General features: G+C 73.6%; 15 protein-coding genes and 1 pseudogene. 9 read left to right on the top strand and 7 right to left on the bottom strand.

Going from position 1 to position 20,942, the window contains the following annotated elements; translation table 11 throughout:
* Positions 1–15: 15 nt before the first annotated feature.
* Positions 16–3,372, bottom strand: a complete 3,357-nt coding sequence (locus tag FGW37_RS13130; RefSeq protein WP_179081240.1) for a S41 family peptidase — start codon at positions 3,370–3,372, stop codon at positions 16–18.
* Positions 3,373–3,599: 227 nt separating this feature from the next.
* Between FGW37_RS13130 and FGW37_RS13125 the strand changes: the two genes are divergently transcribed.
* The 3 genes from FGW37_RS13125 (at position 3,600) to FGW37_RS13115 (ending at position 8,109) form a co-directional block, all read left to right on the top strand.
* The gene (locus FGW37_RS13125; RefSeq protein ID WP_246430377.1) at positions 3,600–4,199 is read left to right on the top strand and encodes a TetR/AcrR family transcriptional regulator; all 600 of its coding nucleotides are present in this window, start codon (positions 3,600–3,602) and stop codon (positions 4,197–4,199) included.
* 127 nt (positions 4,200–4,326) lie between these two features.
* Complete coding sequence (locus FGW37_RS13120; protein ID WP_179081238.1) at positions 4,327–6,549, top strand: MMPL family transporter; 2,223 nt, start codon at positions 4,327–4,329, stop codon at positions 6,547–6,549.
* Between the two features lie 363 nt (positions 6,550–6,912).
* Positions 6,913–8,109 carry a MarP family serine protease gene (locus tag FGW37_RS13115; protein ID WP_179081237.1) on the top strand — a complete coding sequence of 399 codons (1,197 nt, stop codon included), beginning with the start codon at positions 6,913–6,915 and terminating at the stop codon, positions 8,107–8,109.
* 57 nt (positions 8,110–8,166) lie between these two features.
* Here FGW37_RS13115 and FGW37_RS13110 read toward each other — a convergent pair whose 3' ends face one another.
* The 3 genes from FGW37_RS13110 to FGW37_RS13100 all read right to left on the bottom strand — a co-directional run bounded on the left by FGW37_RS13110 (position 8,167) and on the right by FGW37_RS13100 (position 12,600).
* Positions 8,167–9,021: an HNH endonuclease family protein gene (locus FGW37_RS13110; protein ID WP_179081236.1), complete on the bottom strand. Its 855-nt coding sequence runs from the start codon at positions 9,019–9,021 to the stop codon at positions 8,167–8,169.
* 161 nt (positions 9,022–9,182) lie between these two features.
* Positions 9,183–10,292, bottom strand: coding sequence for a helix-turn-helix domain-containing protein (locus FGW37_RS13105; RefSeq protein ID WP_343067095.1), 1,110 nt, complete (start codon positions 10,290–10,292; stop codon positions 9,183–9,185).
* 259 nt (positions 10,293–10,551) lie between these two features.
* A complete protein-coding gene (locus FGW37_RS13100) occupies positions 10,552–12,600 on the bottom strand; it encodes an MDR family MFS transporter (protein ID WP_179081235.1) in 2,049 nt (682 codons plus the stop codon).
* 166 nt (positions 12,601–12,766) lie between these two features.
* Between FGW37_RS13100 and FGW37_RS34140 the strand changes: the two are divergent.
* From FGW37_RS34140 to FGW37_RS13080, 5 genes and pseudogenes are all read left to right on the top strand, one after another.
* Positions 12,767–13,822: pseudogene (locus tag FGW37_RS34140) on the top strand (energy-coupling factor ABC transporter permease); the annotation flags it as partial.
* Entirely contained in the window at positions 13,820–14,260 is a 441-nt protein-coding gene (locus FGW37_RS33295) for a PDGLE domain-containing protein (RefSeq protein ID WP_425506645.1), read from the top strand. The pseudogene FGW37_RS34140 and the gene FGW37_RS33295, both read left to right, overlap by 3 nt.
* A 2-nt stretch (positions 14,261–14,262) precedes the next feature.
* Positions 14,263–15,057 carry a cobalt ECF transporter T component CbiQ gene (gene cbiQ, locus FGW37_RS13090; protein WP_179081233.1) on the top strand — a complete coding sequence of 265 codons (795 nt, stop codon included), beginning with the start codon at positions 14,263–14,265 and terminating at the stop codon, positions 15,055–15,057.
* A gap of 80 nt (positions 15,058–15,137) precedes the next feature.
* Positions 15,138–15,914, top strand: coding sequence for an energy-coupling factor ABC transporter ATP-binding protein (locus FGW37_RS13085; RefSeq protein ID WP_179081232.1), 777 nt, complete (start codon positions 15,138–15,140; stop codon positions 15,912–15,914).
* 97 nt (positions 15,915–16,011) lie between these two features.
* Complete coding sequence (locus tag FGW37_RS13080) at positions 16,012–17,193, top strand: serine hydrolase domain-containing protein (RefSeq protein WP_179084673.1); 1,182 nt, start codon at positions 16,012–16,014, stop codon at positions 17,191–17,193.
* Between the two features lie 99 nt (positions 17,194–17,292).
* Here FGW37_RS13080 and FGW37_RS13075 read toward each other — a convergent pair whose 3' ends face one another.
* Positions 17,293–17,712, bottom strand: a complete 420-nt coding sequence (locus FGW37_RS13075; protein WP_179081231.1) for a nuclear transport factor 2 family protein — start codon at positions 17,710–17,712, stop codon at positions 17,293–17,295.
* A 51-nt stretch (positions 17,713–17,763) separates the two neighbouring features.
* Here FGW37_RS13075 and FGW37_RS13070 point away from each other — a divergent pair, with 51 nt between their 5' ends.
* Positions 17,764–18,576, top strand: a complete 813-nt coding sequence (locus FGW37_RS13070; RefSeq protein WP_179081230.1) for an SDR family NAD(P)-dependent oxidoreductase — start codon at positions 17,764–17,766, stop codon at positions 18,574–18,576.
* 30 nt (positions 18,577–18,606) lie between these two features.
* On the opposite strand, the gene FGW37_RS13065 is transcribed toward FGW37_RS13070, so the two are convergent.
* Complete coding sequence (locus tag FGW37_RS13065; RefSeq protein ID WP_179081229.1) at positions 18,607–19,458, bottom strand: DMT family transporter; 852 nt, start codon at positions 19,456–19,458, stop codon at positions 18,607–18,609.
* Between the two features lie 49 nt (positions 19,459–19,507).
* Positions 19,508–20,917: an acyltransferase family protein gene (locus FGW37_RS13060; RefSeq protein ID WP_179081228.1), complete on the bottom strand. Its 1,410-nt coding sequence runs from the start codon at positions 20,915–20,917 to the stop codon at positions 19,508–19,510.
* Between the last annotated feature and the right edge of the window lie 25 nt (positions 20,918–20,942).

The raw sequence follows: 20,942 nt of genomic DNA, 5'->3' as shown, positions 1-20,942 counted from the left end.
GTCCTGCTCACTCACTCAGCTGCGCGGCGGCAGCTTCGGCCGGCGCAGGTCCGGCACTCCCGAGTAGTCCGGCGGCTGTGCCGCGCCGTGCCGCTCCAGCAGGTCGAGCGCGATCTGCACCGCGTCGTCCAGCTGCCGGTGCCGCCCCTCGGCCCAGTCGAGCGGGGTGCGGTCGATCTCGACGTCGGGGTCGACGCCGCGGTTCTCGACCGTCCAGCCGTACTCGTCGAACCACGCCGCGTTCATCGGCACCGTGATCGAGGTGCCGTCCCCGAGCCGGTGCCGGCCGGTCATCCCGACCACCCCGCCCCAGGTGCGCAGGCCCACCACCGGGCCGATGCCCTGCAGCTTGAACGCCGCGGTGATCATGTCGCCGTCGGAGGAGGTCATCTCGTCGGCGATGGCGACGACCGGGCCGCGCGGGGCGTTGCTCGCGTACGACACGGGCTGGGCGTCGCGCGTGAGGTCCCAGCCGATGATGGTGCGCGTGAGCTTCTCCACGACGAGCTCGCTGATGTTGCCGCCCGCGTTGCCGCGGACGTCCACGATCAGGGCCGGGCGCGACATCTCCATCCGCAGGTCGCGGTTGAACTGCGCCCAGCCCGAGCCGCCCATGTCGGGGATGTGCAGGTAGCCGCACTTGCCGCCGCTCAGCTCGCGGACGACGGCGCGGCGCTTGGCCACCCAGTCCTGGTAGCGCAGCGGGCGCTCGTCGACCAGCGGGACGACGGCCACGCGCCGCGCGTGGCCCTCGCCCTCGGCCGGCCGGAAGGTCAGCTCGACGGTGGTGCCGCCGGCGGCGGCGAGCAGCGGGTACGGGCCGGCGACCGGGTCCACCGGGCGGCCGTCGACGTGCGTGAGCGCCGCGCCCTCGCGGATGCCCGAACCGGCCAGCGGGGAGCGGGCCTTGGAGTCGGAGGAGTCGCCGGGCAGGATCCGCCGGACCGTCCAGGAGCCGTCCTTCTGCCGCGTGAAGTTCGCGCCGAGCAGGCCGATGGCGCGCTGGTAGTGCGGCGGGCCCTCGTTGCGGCGGGCCGGGACGACGTAGGCGTGCGAGGTGCCCAGCTCGCCGAGGACCTCGCGCAGCAGGTCGGCGAAGTCGTCGGGGGAGGCGACCCGGTCGACCAGGGGCCGGTACTGGCCGAGCACCGCGTCCCAGTCGATGCCGCACATCCCCGGCTCCCAGAAGTACGCGCGGACGATCCGGCCCGCCTCCTCGTACGCCTGACGCCACTCGGCGCCGGGCTCCACGTCGTGCAGGATGCGCCGCATGTCGATGAAGACCGTCGACTCGGGGTCGGGGGTGTCCGTGGCGGGGACGGCCCGCAGGTCGCCCTCGTCGTGGACGACCAGCCGGGTGCCGTCGCCGCTGACCGCGAACCAGTCGAGGGAGCTGGTGAGTTCGGTGCGCTTGGCCTTGGCCAGGTCGAAGTGCTCGAGGGTGGGGCGGCCGGAGGTGTCCGCGGGGTTGGCGAAGGTCTCGCCGAGCGCGCCGGAGATCGGCCAGCGCAGCCACACCAGGCCGCCGCCGCTGACCGGGCGCAGCGCCGAGTACTTCGAGGCGGCCACCGGGAACGGCGTCACCCGGCTCTCCAGCCCCTCCACCTCCACCAGCGTCGGCCCACCGGGCCCGGTGTCCTCCTGGTCGAGCCCGCCGGCCGCGGGCCGGCCTTCGGCCGACAGCGCGAACGGCGAGGGCGTCGCCGAGGACAGCGGTACGAGGTAGGGGCGGCAGCCCAGCGGGAAGGACAGGTCGCCGGTGTGCACGTCGTAGACCGGGTCGAAGCCGCGCCACGACAGGAACGCGAGGTAGCGGCCGTCGCGGGTGAAGACCGGCTGCTCGTCCTCGAAGCGGCCGTTGGTGACGTCCACGACCGTGCGGTCCTTCAGCCGTGCGATCTTGATCTGGCGCAGGGAGCGGCCGATGCCGGGGTGGGACCAGGCCAGCCACTCCGAGTCGGGGGAGAAGGCGAGGTCGCGCACGGGCCCGTTGTCCGAGCGGACCAGCTCGCTGACCTCGCCGGCGCCTCCGCCCGTTTCCGCACCTCCGCTCGTTTCCGCGCCTTCGCCGGGTCCGGTGCTCTCGTCCGCTCGCGTGCCCTCATCCGCTCCCGTGCCCTCGGCCGAGGTGTCCACCAGCAGCAGCCGGCCGTCGTGCGTGGCCAGCGCCAGCCGCTCGCCGTCGGGGGAGGCCAGCGTCTCGTGCACCCGCCCGATCCGGCCCGCGCCGAGGCGGCGCGGCTCGGCGGGCCCGGCGGCGCGCGGCAGCTGGGCGATCTCGATCGCGTCCTCGCCCTCCGCGTCCGTCACGTAGGCCACCCGCCCGGAGGCTCCCAGCATCTCCGGCAGCCGCACCCGGACGCCCGGGGTGTCGGCGATGGTGCGGGCGGGGCCGTCGCGGTGGGTGAGCCAGTAGAGGCTGCCGCGCACCTGGACGGCGCTCGCGCGGCCCGTCGTGTCCACGGTGACGCCGTCGACGTTGGAGGCGGCCTGCACCTGGTACGGGCGGCGCCCGGCACGCGGACCGCCCAGCGTCACCTCCAGGCGGCGCGGCTTCCCGTCCGGGCCGAGGTCGTCCACCAGCCACAGCTCGCCCGCGCACTGGTAGACCACGCGCTCGCCGTCGGTCGAGGCGTGCCGGGCGTAGAAGTCCTCGTGGTCGGTGTGGCGGCGCAGCTGCGAGCCGTCGGGCAGGCAGGAGTAGAGGTTGCCGACGCCCTCGTGGTCGGAGAGGAAGACGATGCGGCCGCCCGCGAACATCACCGAGTCGAGGTGGCCGTCGATGTCCGGCACCAGCCGGGTGCCGTGCAGCCACATCCGGCCCATGGCCCCGCCGCGGTAGCGCTTCCAGGCGGCGGGCTCGTGCGGGGGCTTGCCGGCCAGCAGCAGCGTGCGGTGCTCGCCTCCCACCTCGCCGATCGCGATGTCGGACACCGGGCCCCAAGGCAGCCGCAGGCCCGGGCTGCCGTCGGTCGGCACCCGGTAGGCCCACGAGAAGTACGAGAAGGGCTGGCCGTGCGAGGAGACGGCGAGGACGTCGTAGCCGCCGTTGCGGTCCGAGGGGGCCCAGCCGCAGACGCGGGTGTCCGTGCTGCCCCAGTAGGTGAGCCGGCGGGCGGGGCCGCCGTCGACGGGGGCCAGGTGGATCTCGGGGTCGAGGCTGCGCCAGTTCGTGTAGGCGATGTGGCGGCCGTCGGGGGAGAAGCGGGGGTGGCCTACCCGGGTGCGGTCGACGGTCAGCCGCCAGGCCCGGCCGGACGGGGCCGGGGATCCGGCCGAGGGCTCCAGTGGGGCCAGCCACAGGTCGTCCTCCGCCGTGAAGCAGAGGAGGCCGCCGTGGAGATGAGGAAATCTCAGGTAAGAATCACTCACTCCACCATCGTTTCGGCCCCCGGGTGGCGCGGCAACTCGGTCGGCCGGGTCCGCGCCGTGACCGGCGGCGTGGTGACCGGCCGTGACGGGGAACACCGGCCGTGACGGAGAACACCATCGATACGGCGCCGTTTCGCTGACCCTCCGCGTACGCTCATGGTGTACGAAACCGTTTCGTACGTGAGTGTTATTCGTACGTGAGTGTTACCTGTGCGGAGGAGGCGGATGTGTCCACGGAATCACCCAAGCCGGCGGCGCGCCGCACCCGGCTCACGCCCGAGCGCGAGGCCGAGCTCTACGAGGCGGTCCTCGCGATCCTCCGCGAGGTCGGCTACGACGCCCTGACCATGGACGCCGTCGCCGCCCGCACGCACGCCAGCAAGGCCACCCTCTACCGCCAGTGGAAGGGCAAGCCGGAGCTGGTCGTAGGGGCACTGCGCCACAAGAAGCCGATCAAGCTCGAAGAGATCGACACCGGCACGCTGCGCGGCGATCTCCAAGCGATGGTGTGCGAGGCCGACGATGAGCAGATGGAGCAGGACGCCGCCCTTATGCGCGGCCTGGGGCACGCGATCCACGCGAACCCCGATCTGCACCGGGCACTGCGCGAGCTGCTGATCGAGCCGGAGACCGAGGGGCTCCGGGCGATGCTGCAGCGCGCGGTCGAGCGGGGCGAGGTGGCCGCGGACAACCCCGCGCTCGAATTCGTCGCCCACATGATGCTCGGTGCGTTCCTCAGCCGCCCGCTGTTCGAGGACCGGCCCGCGGACGCCGCGTACCTGGTCCGCTACATCGACGCCGCGATCCTCCCCGCTCTCGGCCGCTGACCCCCCACTTCCCCACTTCTCCACCTCTCCACCTCCCCCCACCGCCCACCTGACGCGCCGCTCTCGTCGTCGGGCTGGTTCCCCATGCCCTTGTTCATCCACTGAATCGACGGGAGCACCACTCCACGTGGCCACGTTCCTCTACAGACTCGGCCGGACCGCCTTCCGGCGGCGCTGGTACTTCGCCCTGATATGGGTGGCGCTGCTGGTTCTCGCCGGTTTCGGCGCCGCCACCGCGTCCAAGTCCACCAACAACGACTTCTCCATACCCGGCACCGAGGCGCAGCGCGCCTTCGACCTGCTGGAGAAGCGCTTCCCGGGCAACAACGAGCAGAACGCCTCCGCCCGCATCGTCTTCAAGGCCCCCGAGGGCCAGAAGCTCACCGACGCCAAGAACAAGGCGGCCGTCGAGAAGGTCATCGGCGAGCTCAAGCGCAGCCCGCAGGTCGCCCAGGCGGCCGACCCCTTCACCGGCCGGACGGTCAACCCGGCCGGCACCACCGGCTACGCCTCCGCCGCGTACAAGGTCAAGGCCGACGAGCTGACCGAGGACTCGCGCACCAACCTCAAGGACGCCCAGCAGCACGGCCGTGACGCCGGGCTGACCGTCGAGGTCGGCGGCAGCGTCCTGCAGCAGATGCCCGAGGGCGGCTCCGAAGCCATCGGCATCGCCGTCTCCGCGGTCGTCCTGCTGATCACCTTCGGCTCGCTGGTCGCCGCGGGGCTGCCGCTCCTGACCGCCATCATCGGCGTGGGCATCGGCGTCTCCTCCATCGCCGCGCTCGCCCCGCTGCTGGACCTCTCCAGCAACACCTCCACGCTCGCCATGATGATCGGCCTCGCGGTCGGCATCGACTACGCGCTGTTCATCGTCTCCCGCTACCGCGCGGAGCTGGCTGAAGGCCGTGAGCGCGAGGAGGCGGCGGGCCGGGCCGTCGGCACGGCCGGATCCGCGGTGGTCTTCGCGGGCCTGACCGTCGTCATCGCGCTGGCCGGCCTCGCGGTCGTCAACATCCCCATGCTGACGAAGATGGGCATGGCCGCGGCGGGCACGGTCACCATCGCGGTGCTGATCGCGCTCTCGCTCATCCCCGCCCTGCTGGGCTTCGCCGGCAAGCAGGTGCTCGCCCGCAAGGTCCGCAAGGCCGGGCCGGACGCCGCCGCCGGCGACAAGGCGAACATGGGCACCCGCTGGGCGCGCTTCGTCCTGCGCAAGCCGGTGCTCGTGCTCGTGGCCGGTGTGCTGGGCCTGGGCGCCATCGCCGTGCCCGCGGCCTCGCTGGAGCTGGGCCTCCCGGACGACGGGGCGGCCTCCAAGAGCAGCACGCAGCGCAAGGCGTACGACCTGCTGTCGGAGGGCTTCGGCCCGGGCTTCAACGGCCCGCTCATGGTCATCACGGACGTGGCGGACGCCAAGGACCGCCAGGGTGCCGCCCAGAAGGTCGGCGACACGCTCAAGGGCCTGGACAACGTCGCCACGGTGACCCCGGCGCACTTCAACCCCGCCGGTGACACGGCCATGCTCACGGTCGTGCCCAAGTCCAAGCCGACCAGCAAGGAGACCGAGGACCTCGTCCACGCGATCCGCGACAAGGGCGACTCGCTCAAGGCCGACACCGGCGCCGAGGTGCTCGTCACCGGCGCCACGGCGATGAACATCGACGTCTCGCAGAAGCTCAACGACGCCCTGCTGCCCTACCTGGCGCTGGTCGTGGGCCTGGCCTTCCTGCTGCTGATGGTCGTCTTCCGCTCGGTGCTCGTGCCGCTGAAGGCCGCGCTCGGCTTCCTGCTGTCGGTGATCGCCGCGCTGGGCGCCGTCGTGGCGGTCTTCCAGTGGGGCTGGCTCGGCTCGCTCTTCGGGGTCGAGGAGACCGGCCCGATCATGTCGATGATGCCGATCTTCATGGTGGGTGTCGTCTTCGGCCTCGCCATGGACTACGAGGTCTTCCTCGTGACGCGGATGCGCGAGGCGTTCGTCCACGGCGAGCGGCCCGGGCAGGCCGTCGTGACCGGCTTCAAGCACGGGGCGCGGGTGGTGACGGCCGCGGCCGTCATCATGATCAGCGTCTTCGCCGGCTTCATCGGCTCGTCGGAGCAGATGATCAAGATGATCGGCTTCGGCCTGGCCATCGCGGTCTTCTTCGACGCGTTCGTGGTCCGGATGGCGATCGTGCCGGCCGTGCTGGCCCTGCTCGGGAAGTCGGCCTGGTGGCTCCCGGCGTGGCTCGCGAAGATCCTCCCGAACGTGGACGTCGAGGGCGAGGGCCTGCGGGACCGCCTCGCGGCGAGCGAGGCGGGGGCGCCGAAGGCGCCCGACGCGGACGAGGACCGGGAACTGGTCAAGGCCTGACCTGCCTTTCACGGCCGCGGCCGTTTCGGCTGAGCGCCGTGGCGAGCCGTTCCTTCCGCCGCGACGGCGCTCGGCCACGGTCGTAGGAGCCCGGCGGTGCCCCTCACCCATGCGGGTGAGCCCGGCACCGCCGGGCTGCGCCGTTTCGTCTGACCGCCAGGGGCGGAGGCCGCCACCGTGAGCGTGTCCGGCGGTGCCGAGCGCACCGCTTCGTACGTGCGCGCCCCGCAACACAACGTGGCGTACGCCATGAATTCGACCGGAATGGGAACCGCTCCCGGTCGAACCCGCGTTTTTCCAAGTCCACGGGCCAACGAACCCGTGGGCGCGTTCGGGGGCGCGCGCGAAGGAAAGGGCTCCACGTTGAACCTGCTCGATCTGCTGCTGTTGCTCGTCGTCATCGGCTACGCCGTCTCCGGCTTCCGCCGCGGCCTCGTGGCGAGCGTCGTGCTGCTCGCCGGCTTCCTCGGCGGAGCCGTCATCGGCGTGTGGGCGCTGCCGTTCGCCCTGGAGCCCTTCGAGGCGGGGACCGCCACCGCCGCGGTCGTCGCGGTCCTGGTCGTCCTCGTCCCGGCCGCGATCGGCCACGCCCTGGCCGCCCGCCTCGCCTACGGCCTGCGCCGCCGCCTGACGTGGGCCCCGGTCCGCGGCGTCGACGGCGTCGGCGGCGCCGCCGTGAACTCCCTGGCCGTGCTGCTGGTCGGCTGGGTGGCGGCGAGCGTGCTCGTGTCGGCGAATTCGCCGCTCCTCACCCGGCAGATCAGGGAGTCGACGCTGCTGGGCGCCGTCCAGAAGGCGATGCCGGAGCAGGCTCCGACCTGGTTCAGCCGCACGACGGACGCCCTGAACGGCGCGGGCTTCCCGCAGGTCTTCAACCCCTTCGAGAACGAGCCGGCCACGAGCGTGCCGAAGCCCTCGGGCGACGCCGTCACCCCCGCCGCGACGAGGGCGGCCAAGGAGAGCGTGGTCAAGGTCGAGGGCGTCGCGGACACGGGCGAGGGCCGCCGCGGCCAGGAGGGCAGCGGTTTCGTCTACGCCGCGCAGCACGTGATGACGAACGCCCACGTCGTGGCGGGGGTGAACAGCCCCACCGTGCGGGTCGGCGGCGTCGGCAAGGCGTACCGGGCGAAGGTCGTCCTCTTCGATCCGAGGACGGACGTCGCCGTCCTGGACGTGCCGGGCCTGAGGGCGCCGGTGCTGCCGTTCGACAAATCCGCGAAGCGCGGGGACGCGGCGGTCGTCGCGGGCTTCCCGCAGAACGGCGGCCTCGACATCCGCGCGGCCACGGTCGCCAACGAGCTCCGGGCCAAGGGCCAGGACATCTACGGCGACGGCATCACCACGCGCACGGTGTACTCCGTGCGTTCCACGATCCGCCCGGGCAACTCCGGCGGCCCGCTGCTGACGCCCTCCGGCCGGGTCTACGGCGTGGTCTTCGCCCGCTCCACGGCGGACGCGGAGACGGGCTACGTCCTGACGGCGACCCAGGTCGCGGCGGCCGCCGAGCGCGCGGCCACGGCGACGGAACCGGTGACCACGGGGAGCCGGGCGGCGCTGTAGCACCGCCCGGCCGCCTCCGTCCGGCAGCCTCCGCCCGGCCGCCGCCCGGGCCTCCGGTCACTTCTTGCAGCCGGCCAGCACCTGCTGCAGCTTGGCCTTCTCCTTCCGGGTGACGGACAGCCCGTAGTAGTCCTTCACCCCGATCCACGCCTGGCTGTAGAGGCACTCGGCGCCGGCGACCGGCATCCACTTCTCCGGCCCCTTGTCGCCCTTGCGCCGGTTGGCCCAGGTGGACACCGCGATCAGCTGCGGCGAGGCGGCCAGGTCGTTGGCGAACTCCTGCCGCTTCTTGGCCGTCCAGGTGCGCGCGCCGGACCCCCACGCGTGCCGCAGCGGCACGACGTGGTCGATGTCGACGTGCGCCGGGTCGGCCATGTCCCTGTTGTCGTACTCGCTGTGCCACCGCCCGCCGACGACCTTGCACCGGCCGTCGAGCGTCGCCGGCACGACGGACTGGAACTTGAGGGCGATCTGCCGGGTGGTGCACCGGTCGATGCCGTGCGGGACCCAGCAGGCGGAGCCGAAGTGCTTGCGGTGGTAGCCGGTGCTGCTGAAGGGCTTGACCTTCAGCTCGCCCAGCATGCGCACGGCCTCCTTGCGGTCCGGCAGGTTCCGGGGCCACTTCAGGGGGAGGCTGCGGCGCGGGGGAGTGGCCGGCGGGTTCCCGGTCGGCGGGTTCCCGGTCTTGGGCGGCCGCGTGTAGATGTCGCCCTCGTCCGCGGCCGGCCCTTCGCAGTCGTTCTCGTCGAAGTCCAGCGGCGCCCGGTGCTGATGCCCTCCGGCCTGCTGCCCGGTCTGCGGCGTGCCGGGTTCCGGCGGGGGCGTGGCCCGGGCGGCGGTCCCGGGGAGGGCCGCCGGAATGACGGCGGCGGCGATGGCGAAGGCGATTCCCAGGCGTCTGTACCGGCGCATGACGCATCTCCTCAGGCTCTGCTCTGCGCTCTGCTCTGCTGTGCTGCGGATGCCGATGTGGCCGTCATGAGGAATTGACCAAGCGTGGGTCAAATGTGCGTATATTCTGATGAATTCACCCGTCCGGGCAGGAAATGTCTGTCTGGACGGGACTCACGGACTCACGCCGCGATCTCCGCCATCAGCATCTGCAGCGTCCCGCACCACTTCTCCTGCGGCAGGGCCTCCAGGGCCGCCCGGGCGCAGGCCACTCCTCCCTCGCGGTCGCCCGCGCGGACGAGAGTGAGGCCCTTGTGCAGTTCCAGGTGCGTGGCGAAGCGCGGCAGGCGTTCGGGCAGTTCACGCAGTTCGTGCAGGGCGGCCTCCCGCGCCGCCGTGGCCTGCTTCTCGTCGCCCAGCCGAGCGGACAGCAGCGACAGGAAGCCGTTCATGCGCCAGGACGGGATGCTGTAGTCGCTGAGCTGCGCCGCGGGGTCGTACGCGGCGTCGAAGATCCGCCGCCCCCGGTCGGCCAGGCGCAGGGCCGTCGCCCGGTCGCCGCGCAGGGCCGCCGCGTACGCCTTGCCGAGCGTGGCGTGCAGCAGGCCTACGGACGGCTTGTCGGTGAGGGCCAGGGCCTGGTCGGCCAGGAGCTCGGCCAGGCCGGTGGACGTGCCCCCGTAGCCGAGCGCGAGGGCGCCCCGGCCGCGCACCCAGACCCGTACGCCGACGTCGCCCGAGCGGTCGGCCGCGTCGGCGGCCATCCGGAACCACATGACGGTCCTCGCGCACTCCTGGCGCGGGAACGTCGTGGCGTACACCGTCATCAGGCGGGCGGCCGCCGACCACATCCGCGGCTCGTCGAGCTGCTGCTGGACGACGACGAGGTCTTCGGCGACGCGGCGCTGGAGGTCGGCGGCGGGCGAGGACATGTAGGCGGCGCCGTAGGCGGCGAGCCGGTCCTCCCAGTCGTCGGCCGAGGGGCCGCCGCGCAGGCGGGCGGCGAAGCCCATGCGGAGGAGATCGGAGGCGACGGCCGGGGCGAGTGCGGCCGTCGTGGCGCCGTCCGCCGGGCCGCCGGCCTGCAGCGCGGCCTCCGGCACGCCGAGCACCTGGGAGAGGGCGCGTAGGTAGAACGGGCCGGGGCGGACCTTGCCGCGTTCCCAGCCGCTCACGTACTCCCGGGTCAGTGTGGTGCCGAACGCGTCGTTGATCTCCGTCGCGAGCCGTCCCTGGCTCCATCCGCGCGCCTTGCGCAGGTCCCTGACGAGTTCTCCGATCCCGATCTCCACGGGAGTCATCTTGCCCCTAGGAATGCCACTAGTGGACTCTCCGCTTCCGTATGAGGCTGGGGACCGGGTCGCTCGGGCCGCGACGCGCCACGGGGGTGCACGTCGAGGCCGACTCGCGCACGGTGACGCGTGCGCACACGGACCGGAACGCCTGCCCTGCACCAGGTGTTCCGCGGGGGGAGTGGTCCCGGGAGGGGGGAAGACTTCCCGGGACCACTGACCACCCCCCACCCCCCACCACCATCCGCTGCAGGGCCGCCTACACGGCGATCCGCTCCAGCCCTTCCTCCTCCGCGGCCTCCGCCTCCTCCAGCAGCCGCTCCGCCACCGCGTCCAGGGCGCGGTCGAGGCGGGCGCGGTCCTCGGGGTCGCCGACGTCCCAGTCGTCCAGGCGCGCGGCCAGCCACGCGCGCCACGTCGTGCCCAGCCGCTCGATCTCCGCCTCGCCCGCGGGCGTCAGCGAGAGCCGGTCGCCCTCCACGCGCGCGTACCCGGCCTCCGCCGTGCGGGCGAAGGCCGGCTTCAGCACCTCCGGCGGCATCCGGTGCGCGGCGGCCACCGACGACAGCGCCGCCTCGCCGCGTACGCGCAGGCGCCAGTGGATCTGGCCCAGCGTCCACGCCTCGGCCGGGCCGAGCGGGCTGCCCGACTCGGCCAGGACCTGACGGCTCACCGGCCGCTTCGCCTTGCGCATGACGCTCGCCACCGCCCGCTCCAGCTGCCGCTCCGCCTCCGCGGAATCCGGGGCGGCGAAGCCCTCGCCCATGTCGGACGCACCGGCCCGCGCGCTGTCGCGCAGCGGCACCTCCTTGAGGAACCACGCGGCGAGGAAGCCCGCCAGGGCCACTGGTACGACCCACAGGAAGACGTAGTTCACGGTCTCCGCGTACGCGTCGACGACCGGCCGCGCCTGCTCAGCCGGCAGCGCGGCCAGTCCCTGCGGGCTGATCACGGCGGACGGCGGCACGCCGGGCGAGCGGGCCAGCGCCTCCAGCAGGTTGGGCTTCAGCTGGTTGCTGTAGAGCGTGCCGAAGATGGCCGTGCCGAAAGCGCTGCCGAGCGTGCGGAAGAACGTGACGCCCGAGGTGGCCGTGCCCAGCTCGTGGTACGGGACGGTGTTCTGCACGGCGATCGTCAGGACCTGCATCGCCAGCCCGATGCCCACGCCCAGCACGAACATGTACAGCGACTCCAGCCACGCCCCCGTCGACGCCCCCATCGTCGACATCAGGTACAGCCCCAGCGCCATCACCGCCATGCCCGCGACGGGGAACATCCGGTAGCGGCCGGTGCGGCTGACGGCGATGCCGGAGAGCATGGACGCGCCCAGCAGCCCGGCGACCATCGGCAGCGCCCGCACGCCCGACATGGTGGCCGAGACCCCGTCCACGTACTGCAGGTACGTCGGCAGGTACGTCAGCGCGCCCAGCATCGCGAAGCCGACGATGAAGCTGAGGAGGGAGCAGACGGTGAAGACGGGATTGCGGAACAGGTGCATGGGGAGCATCGGTTCCTTCGCCCGCAGCTCCACCAGGACGAAGCCCGTCAGGAGGACGACCGCGCCCGCGAAGAGGCCGACGACGACCGCCGAGCTCCACGCGTACGTGTTGCCGCCCCACTCCAGGCCGAGGACCAGCGCGGAGGCGCCGGCGGCCACCAGGGCGATGCCCAGGTAGTCGATGACGGGGCGCACCGCCGAGCGGACCACCGGGATCGTGCGCGCCGCCATGACGACCATCACGATCGCGACGGGCACGTTGACGTAGAAGCACCAGCGCCAGGTCGCGTGGTCGGTGAAGACGCCGCCCAGGGTCGGGCCGACGACCGTCGTCACGCCGAAGACCGCGCCCAGTGCGCCCTGGTATTTGCCGCGCTCGCGCAGCGGGATGACGTCCGCGATCAGCGCCATGGCGGTGACCATCAGACCGCCGCCGCCGATGCCCTGCAGGGCGCGTGCGGCGATCAGCATCATCATGGAGTCGGCGACGCCGGCGAAGACCGATCCGGCGGTGAAGACGACGGCACTGAGCTGGAAGACGACCTTCCGGCCGAAGAGGTCGCCGAACTTGCCGACCAGGACGGTCGAGACGGTCTCGGCGAGCAGGTACGCCGTGACCACCCACGCCATGTGCCCGCCGCCGCCCAGGTCCGCGACGATCGTCGGCAGCGCCGTGGAGACGATCGTCTGGTCGAGGGCCGCGAGCAGCATGCCGAGCACGACCGTGACGAAGACCAGGTTCGTGCGGCGGCGACCGAGCGGCGGCGGGGCCGCGGGGACGTTCGCCGGGGGCGCGGGGGCCGTGGTCATACTGCCCAGCATTCGGGCAGGGGGCCGGGGCCGCCACCGGAGCGCCCCGGGGCGGCGCGCGGGTGAGCGAGGGGCGCGCAGAAGCACTGCACAAGCTCTTGCGAGAGGTTTGCAGAGCGCCCCTATCATCGAGCGGTTCTGGCCACGGTGGTGAAGGAGCGACGTCATGCACGTACCCGATGGATTCATCGACGCGCCAGTCTCGGCCGCCACGGCCGTGGTCGCCGCCGGCGCCGTCGCCGTGAGCCTGCGCGGCGCCCGGCGCGAACTCGACGACAAGGCCGCGCCGCTCGCCGGGCTCGTCGCGGCGTTCATCTTCGCCGTCCAGATGCTGAACTTCCCCGTGGCGGCGGGCACGAGCGGGCACCTGCTCGGCGGCGCGCTCGCCGCGATCCTCGTCGGGCCGTACACGGGCGTGCTCTGCATATCCGTCGTCCTGCTCATGCAGGGCGTGCTCTTCGCCGACGGCGGGCTGACGGCGCTCGGCGTCAACATCAGCGTCATGGGCGTGGTCACGACGGTCGTGGCGTACGCGGTGTTCCGCGCCCTGGTGAAGGTGCTGCCACGGGGGCGCACGAGCCTGACCGCGGCCTCCTTCGCCGCCGCCCTCGTCTCCGTCCCGGCCGCGGCCGCCGCGTTCACCCTGATCTACGCGGTCGGCGGCACGACGGACGTGCCCGTCGGCAAGGTCTTCACCGCGATGGTGGGCGTCCACGCCCTCATCGGCCTGGGCGAGGCCGCGATCACGGCCCTGATGGTCAGCGCGGTAGCAGCGGTCCGCCCGGACCTGATCCACGCGGCACGGGACGCGATCCGCCCCCTGCAACTACGCACGTCCCCGGCCACAACACCCTCCGGCCGCGCCGCCGCGGCCGGTCCTGCGGACTCGGAGGCGTCCCTCCGCCGCGACGGCGATCAGCCCGAGTGGCGTGGTTCGGCGGTGCCGGACGGCGTGGAGGGGGGCGGGCACCGCCGGTCAGGTGGTCAGGGGTTGGGCGCCGTTGCGGCGGATTCGGTGGTTGAGGCCGGTTCGAAGCCTTCGGGCTCGGAGGCGTCCGCTGTGCCGGGGAGCCCGGCATCTTCTCTCCGCCGCGACGGCGATCAGCCCGAGCGGCGCGGTTCGGCGGTGCCGGACGGCCTGGAGGCGTCCGCTGTGCCGGGGAGCCCGGCCACATCCCTCCGCCGCGACGGCGATCAGCCCCCGCGGCGCAGCCCGGCGGTGCCGGACGGCCTTGAGGAGGGCGGGCACCGCCGGTCAGGTGGTGACGGGCCGGGTGCCGTCGCGGTGGGTTCGACGGGCGCCGTCGGCGGCGAGTCGGCGCGGCCGCAGGTGCCCGCCGTTTCCCGGTCCGCGCGGCGCGTGTGGGTCGCCGGGCTCGTCGTCGCCCTCGTCTGTGCCGGGGGAGTCAGTTACTACGCCTCCACCAGCCCCGACGGGCTCGAGAAGGTCGCGCACGACAAGGGCATCGACAGCAAGGCCGAGGAGCACGCCGCCAAGGACTCGCCCCTCGCCGACTACCAGGTCAAGGACGTCGCCGACGAGCGCATCTCCGGCGGGCTCGCCGGAGTGATCGGCGTCGGAGCGACCCTCGCCGCCGGCACCGCCGTCTTCGTGGTCGTGCGCCGCCGCCGCGCCACCCCGTCCGCCGAGAGCGCCTGACGATGGGCGCCGGCCACGCGCACAAGCTCTACCGGCACGCGCGTTCCCCCGTCCACGCCCTCCCCCCGCACTGCAAGATCGCCGCCGTTCTCGCGTTCGTCCTCACGGTCGTGGCGACCCCGCGCCAGGCCGTGTGGGCCTTCGGCCTCTACGCCCTGCTCGTCGCCGCCGCGGCCACGGCCGCCCGCATCCCGGCCGGTTTCCTGCTGCGCCGCCTGCTGGTCGAGGTCCCGTTCGTGGCGTTCGCGCTGCTGATGCCGTTCGTCGTACCGGGCGAGCAGACGCACGTGCTCGGGCTGTCGCTCAGCGAGCCCGGCCTCTGGGGCGCCTGGAACGTCCTGGCCAAGGGCACGCTCGGCGTCGCCGCGTCCGTCCTGCTCGCCTCGACGACGGAGCTCCGCTCGCTCCTCCTGGGCCTGCAGCGCCTGCGCATGCCCCCGCTCCTCGTCCAGATCGCCTCCTTCATGATCCGCTACGGGGACGTGGTCACCGACGAGATGCGCCGCATGCGCATCGCCCGCGAATCGCGCGGCTTCACGGCCCGCGGCGTGCGCCACTGGGGCGTTCTGGCCAGGTCCGCGGGCGCGCTGTTCATCCGCTCGTACGAGCGCGGGGAGCGGGTCCATCTGGCGATGGTGAGCCGGGGGTACGCGGGGACGATGCCGGTGCCCGACGAGGTCCCGGCGACCCGTACGCAGTGGGCGTGCGCGGCGGCCCTCCCGCTGGCCGCGCTGGCGGTCTCGCTGGCGGCGTGGGCGGTGACGGGCGGGCTGCCGCCCTGGACCGCCGGCAGCTGATCCCCTCCGTACCCCGCCCCTCCGGCGACTGCCCGCCCCCGGCGACCGCCCGCCCTCCCCGACCAGAAGGACATCCCCCCATGACCGTCGTCGCCCCGTCCCCCTCCCCGCCCTCCCTGGAGGTGTCCGGCCTGGCCTACGCCTACCCCGACGGCCACCAGGCCCTCTTCGGCGTCGACCTGGCGGTCGCCCGCGGCGAGCGCGTCGCGCTCCTCGGCCCGAACGGCGCGGGCAAGACCACCCTCGTCCTCCACCTCAACGGCATCCTCGGCGGAGGCCTCGGCCGCGTCCGCGTCGCCGGCCTGCCCGTGGAGAAGCGGAACCTCGCCGAGGTCCGCCGCCGCGTCGGCATCGTCTTCCAGGACCCCGACGACCAGCTGTTCATGCCGACCGTCCGCGAGGACGTCGCCTTCGGCCCGGCGGCGGCCGGCCTGCGGGGCGCCGAGCTGGCGGCGTGTGTGGAGAAGGCCCTGGCGCGCGTCGGCATGACCGGCTTCGCGGACCGCCCGCCGCACCACCTGTCCTTCGGCCAGCGGCGGCGCGTGGCCGTGGCGACCGTCCTGGCGATGGAGCCCGAGATCCTCGTCCTGGACGAGCCCTCGTCCAACCTCGACCCGGCCTCGCGCCGCGAGCTCGCGGACGTCCTGCGCTCCCTCGACGTGACGGTGCTCATGGTCACGCACGACCTCCCGTACGCCCTGGAGCTGTGCGAGCGGTCCGTCGTCCTCAGCGAGGGTGTCATCGCGGCGGACGGCCCGACCCGCGACCTTCTGTGTGACGAGGAACTCATGCGCGCGCACCGCCTGGAGCTGCCGTTCGGCTTCGATCCGCGCACGGCACGGCCGGTACGGCCGTAGGCGGGGTCCGCGGCGCCACCCCCGGTCTACGCGCATTGACGAAGACGTTGCACCATGGTGGAGGAATTTGCAGCAATCGGCACAGGAGCAGGCAACAGTGGTGGACGTCCAGGGCACGGTGGCGGACGGTTTCGAACCGGTCCGGGACGCCTTCGCGGAGAACTTCGCCCGGCGCGGCGAGCGGGGTGCGGCCGTCGCCGTCTACCGCGACGGGCACAAGGTCGCCGACCTGTGGGGCGGCGTCCGCGACGCCGACGGCGGCGAGGAGCCGTGGCGGCGCGGCACCGCGCAGATCGTCCGCTCCGCCACGAAGGGCGTGGCCGCGGCGGTCCTGCTGCTCCTGCACCAGCGCGGGCAGGTGGACCTGGACGCGCCCGTCGGCACGTACTGGCCCGAGTTCAAGGCGGCCGGCAAGGAGCGGGTCCTCGTCCGGCACCTGCTGTCGCACCGCGCCGGCCTGCCCGCGCTCGACGTGCCCCTCACCCCGGCGCAGGCCGTCGACGGCGTCAGCGGCCCCGCGGCGCTGGCCGCCCAGGCCCCGGCGTGGGAGCCCGGCACGGCGCACGGCTACCACGCGCAGACGTACAGCTGGCTGATCGGCGAGCTGGTCGAGCGCATCACCGGGCGCTCGATAGGCCGCTGGATCGCCCAGGAGGTGGCCGGGCCGCTGGGCCTGGACCTGTGGCTGGGCCTGCCGGAGTCCGAGCAGCAGGCGGGCCGGGTCGGGCGCATCGCGGACATCGAGGCGCCGGCGGCCCCGTCGTCGGCGGGGCTGCGGGTACGCCCGAAGCAGTCCGTCACGGACGCCTACCGCGACCCGGAGTCCCTGACGCGACGCGCCTTCGCGGCGATCTCCCCGGCGGCGGACGAGAACGACCCGGCGTACCGCGCCGCGCAGCTGCCCGCCTCGGCGGGCATCGCGACGGCGGACGCGCTCGCCCGCTTCTACGCGTCCCTGATCGGGAACGTGGACGGCGTACGGCGCCTCTTCGCGCCGGCGACGCTGACGCTGGCCCGCACGGAGGAGTCGGCCGGACCGGACCGGGTCCTGGTCGTGAACACCCGCTTCGGCCTGGGCTACATGCTCCACGGCCCGTCCTCGCCCCTCCTGGCCCCCGGCTCCTTCGGCCACCCGGGCCGCGGCGGCTCCCTGGCCTTCGCGGACCCCGAATCGGGCGTGTCCTTCGGCTACGTCACGAACGGCATGCAGAAGAACGTCACGGCGGACCCCCGAGCCCAGTCCCTGGTACGAGCCCTCTCCAAGGCGCTCGCCCCTTAAGGCCCACGGGCCCGCCGCCGCCCGGGGCGGCCCCGGGGCCGGTTCGGCACCGCCGGTTACGTGTGTGGGGGGCGGCCCCCGGCGGACCGGCGGTGCGGGCTACAACCCCGCCGCCCTCGCCACCGCCAAGCTGTCCTCGTACAGGTGGAAGCGCGTCAGCAAGCCGTCCTCCACGGTGAGGTGCAGGGCGAACGGTGTGCGGAAGGGCTTTCCCGTGGTGCGGATCGTGGCGTTCAGGGCGCCGGTCACCACCGCATCGCGCCCGTCCGCCAGGATGGCGTCGATCACGGGCGAGCCGTCCGCCTGGGCCACGTTCTCGGCCAGTTCGCGGAAGTGCGCGGCGACGTCGGCGCGCGTCGAGCGCGGCCGTACCCACGGCACGACCGCCGGATCACCGGTGATCATCCAGTCGACCGTGGCGGCGAAGAGCTCGGCGGTCCGCTCGGGGTCGCCTTCGCCGAAGCGGGTGAAGAACGCCTGCACCGCGCTGCGGGTGCTGTCGGAACGATCGTGGTCCACGTCGGTCGGTCCCCTTTTCCTCCGGGCGATGGGTGCCTACGGTATCCACCCATGCAAACCAGGCAACCCCTGCAACCCGTGCAGCGCTTCGACGGCTACGCCGTCCTCGTCACCGGCGCGGGCCGCGGCATCGGCGCCGCCACGGCGCACCGTCTCGCCGCCGAGGGCGCGCGCGTCCTGGTCACGGACCTCGACGGCGACCGCGCCGCCCGTTCCGCCGCTCGCATCCGCGCGGCCGGCCTCGCCGCGGAGGCGCTGGCCTGTGACGTGGGCGACCGGGCGGCCGTCGAAGCGGCGGTGGCGCACGCCGTGTCCCGGTTCGGCGGCCTGGACGTCCTGGTCAACAACGCGTACTCGTTCCACCCCGACCCCCCGCTCGTCGAGGACGTCACCGACGAGGCCTGGTCGCGAGACTTGGACATCACCCTGACCGGAGCGTTCCGCTGCGTACGGGCGGCCATGCCGCACCTGGCGGCCGCCAGGGACGGCCGCGGCGCGGTCGTCAGCATCGGCTCCGTCAACGGCGAGCAGGACTACGGCAATCACGCCTACAGTGCCGCCAAGGCCGGCCTGGCGGGCCTGACCCGGACCCTGGCCGGGCAGTGCGCGGCCCGCGGCGTGCGCGTCAACCTGGTCGCCCCCGGCACGGTCCGCACGCACGGCTGGGACGGCCGCCGCGGCGCGCTGGAGCGGGCGGCCCCGCTGTATCCGCTGGGGCGGGTCGGCGAGCCGGAGGACATCGCCGCCGCGGTCGCCTTCCTCGCCTCGCGCGACGCCGCGTGGATCACGGGCGTCACCCTCCCCGTGGACGGCGGGATCCTCATCGGCAACATCGGCCTGCAGCAAGCGTTCAGAGGGGAGTGAAGAGGGGAGTGAGCGCGGTCGCGAGGGCCGTCACCCCGCGTGCAGCATCATCCCGATCCCCGCCACCATCAGCCCCGCCGCAGCGATCCGCGGTGCTCCGAACCGTTCCTTGAAGAACAGCGCCCCGATCGCCGCCCCCACCAGGATCGACGACTCCCGCAGCGCCGAGATGGGCGCGAGGTCGGCCCGCGTCTGCGCCCACAGCACCAGCCCGTACGCGGACACCGACAGCGCCCCGCCCAGCAGCCCGCGCACCACGAACGGCCTGACCTCCGCCACGAACGCGCCCCGCCGCGCCGCCATGGCGTACAGCGGGATGGGCGTCCCCTCCAGGATCATCAGCCACGCGATGTAGCCGAGCGGCGTGCCCGAGGCGCGTACGCCCAGGCCGTCGACGACCGTGTACGCGGCGATGGCCAGCCCCGTCGCCCCGGCGGCGACGATGGCCGCCCAGTGGGGCCGGGCCCCGGAGCCCCGGATGCCCCACACCGCGAGCCCCACCAGCCCGGCCGAGGCCACGGCCACGCCCGCCGCCTGCCAGCCGCCGGGCGTCTCCCCGGCGAAGGCGGCGGCCAGGACGGTCACGGCGAGCGGGGCGGTGCCGCGGGCGATCGGGTACATCTGCCCGAAGTCGCCGAGCGTGAAGGACCGCATGAGCAGCATCTGGTAGACGACGTGCAGGACGGCGGACGCCAGCAGGTACGGCCAGGCCGCCGCGGCCGGCAGCGGTACGAATCCCGCCATCGCCAGCCCGCACACCGCCCCGCCGCCCCCGACGAGCGTGAAGGCGAGGAGCTGATCCTTGATGCCGTGCGCGATGGCGTTCCAACTGGCGTGGGTGACGGCGGCTATGAGGACGGCCGCGGCGACCAAAGGGGTCATGGCCCTCGACGCTAGCGCTGCGTACGGGGCGTACGCGATGTTGCGTGCCTCACGCCGTCTTCGCGGCCGCCTTCGCAGCCGCCTTCGCATCAGTCTTCCCGGCCGTGCTCTTTCCCGCCCGCTCGACGAGCAGCCAGCCGGCGGCGCACATGGCGACGGTGACGGGCGCGGTGACGCGTACGGCGACGAGGACGGCGGAGCGCCCGTCCAGCAGCCCGCCGAAACCCACCATGGACAGCCCGAGCACGCCGAAGAGCGTGAGCGTGACCCCGACGGCGGCGGCCGGACCGGTGCCGCGGCGGGCGGTGGTGGCCGAGTCGGCAGATGCGGCAGGCGCCGCCGGTGCCGGCGGCTGCTCGGCCTTGCGGAAGACCGCGACCAGGAGCGCCGTGAGCGCCGCGGCGGCCGCGATGCGGAGCGGCACCTGCAGCCACCAGGCCGCGCCCGCCGGCTCCGGCAGGGGCACGTGCAGGGCCAGCATCGCCCCGTACACGCCGAGCATCGCCGTGAGGTGCCACAGGAACGCCGTCATCGCCACGCCGTTCGCGGCGATGACGGTGCGCCACACGCGAGGCCGGGTCACCAGGCGGGTCATCGGGCCGCGCAGCAGCTCGACCGCGCCGATCAGCCACATGCCGTGGCAGAGCAGGGCGGCGGTGGGCGGCGCCATGTTGCTGATCTTCTCGCCCGGCATGCCCACCATGGACAGCGGGTACGGGCCGAACGCCACGAGGGCGACCGCGCCCGCGAGACCGGCTGCGGCGAGCGCCCACGGCACGTGGAGGCGCAGGCGCCCGTCGGCGCGCAGGAAGCCGAGCTGGTGGACGGCCAGCCAGACGAAGCCGAAGTTGAGGAACTCCACGTACGGGACACCGGCCGCGAACCGCAGCACGTCGACGGCGGCGGCCGCGGCGACCAGGGCGGCGAAGGCGGCCCAGCCGTAACGCTCGTGGAGGCGCAGGAGCGGCGGCGTGAAGGCCACCATGGCGAGGTAGATGCCGATGAACCACAAGGGCTGGGCGACGAGGCGCGCGGCGACGTCCGCGAGGGCGCCGCTGCGTCCGCTCAGCTGGAGGGCGAGCGCACCGGCGCCCCATACGGCGACGAAGAGCATCGTGGGGCGCAGGAGGCGCTGGAGGCGGGCGCGGAGGAAGAGCGCGTAGGCGGGGCCGCCGGTGCGGCGCGTGAGGGAGCGGTAGGAGAGGGCGTGGGAGAAACCGCCGACGAAGAAGAACACCGGCATGATCTGCAGGCCCCAGGTGAGCAGTTGCAGCTGCGGCTCGACCGCGAGCAGGTTGCCGACGGCGGCGCGGCCGTCGTCGTCCACGGTCACGGCGGCCATGAGCCAGTGTCCGAGCACGACGGTCCCGAGGGAGGCCACGCGCAACAGGTCGATGACGCGGTCGCGTCCCGAGGGCGTTGCCGCGGCGAGCTCCCGCGCACTGATCTTCTGTCCCATGCGCCCACCCTCGGGCGCGGCCCGG

The sequence above is a fragment of the Streptomyces rectiverticillatus genome (genome assembly GCF_013394065.1).
Taxonomy (GTDB): Bacteria; Actinomycetota; Actinomycetes; order Streptomycetales; family Streptomycetaceae; genus Streptomyces; species Streptomyces rectiverticillatus.
Note: the sequence above shows the minus strand (reverse complement) of the source record. Positions and strands in the feature narration are given on the sequence as shown.

Coding starts and splice junctions, on each gene's coding strand:
- FGW37_RS13110 (WP_179081236.1), bottom strand. CDS start 9,021: ATGCGCCGGTACAGACGCCTGGGAATCGCCTTCGCCATCGCCGCCGCC.
- FGW37_RS13100 (WP_179081235.1), bottom strand. CDS start 12,600: ATGACCACGGCCCCCGCGCCCCCGGCGAACGTCCCCGCGGCCCCGCCG.
- cbiQ (WP_179081233.1), top strand. CDS start 14,263: ATGGGCGCCGGCCACGCGCACAAGCTCTACCGGCACGCGCGTTCCCCC.
- FGW37_RS13085 (WP_179081232.1), top strand. CDS start 15,138: ATGACCGTCGTCGCCCCGTCCCCCTCCCCGCCCTCCCTGGAGGTGTCC.
- FGW37_RS13070 (WP_179081230.1), top strand. CDS start 17,764: ATGCAAACCAGGCAACCCCTGCAACCCGTGCAGCGCTTCGACGGCTAC.
- FGW37_RS13065 (WP_179081229.1), bottom strand. CDS start 19,458: ATGACCCCTTTGGTCGCCGCGGCCGTCCTCATAGCCGCCGTCACCCAC.
- FGW37_RS13060 (WP_179081228.1), bottom strand. CDS start 20,917: ATGGGACAGAAGATCAGTGCGCGGGAGCTCGCCGCGGCAACGCCCTCG.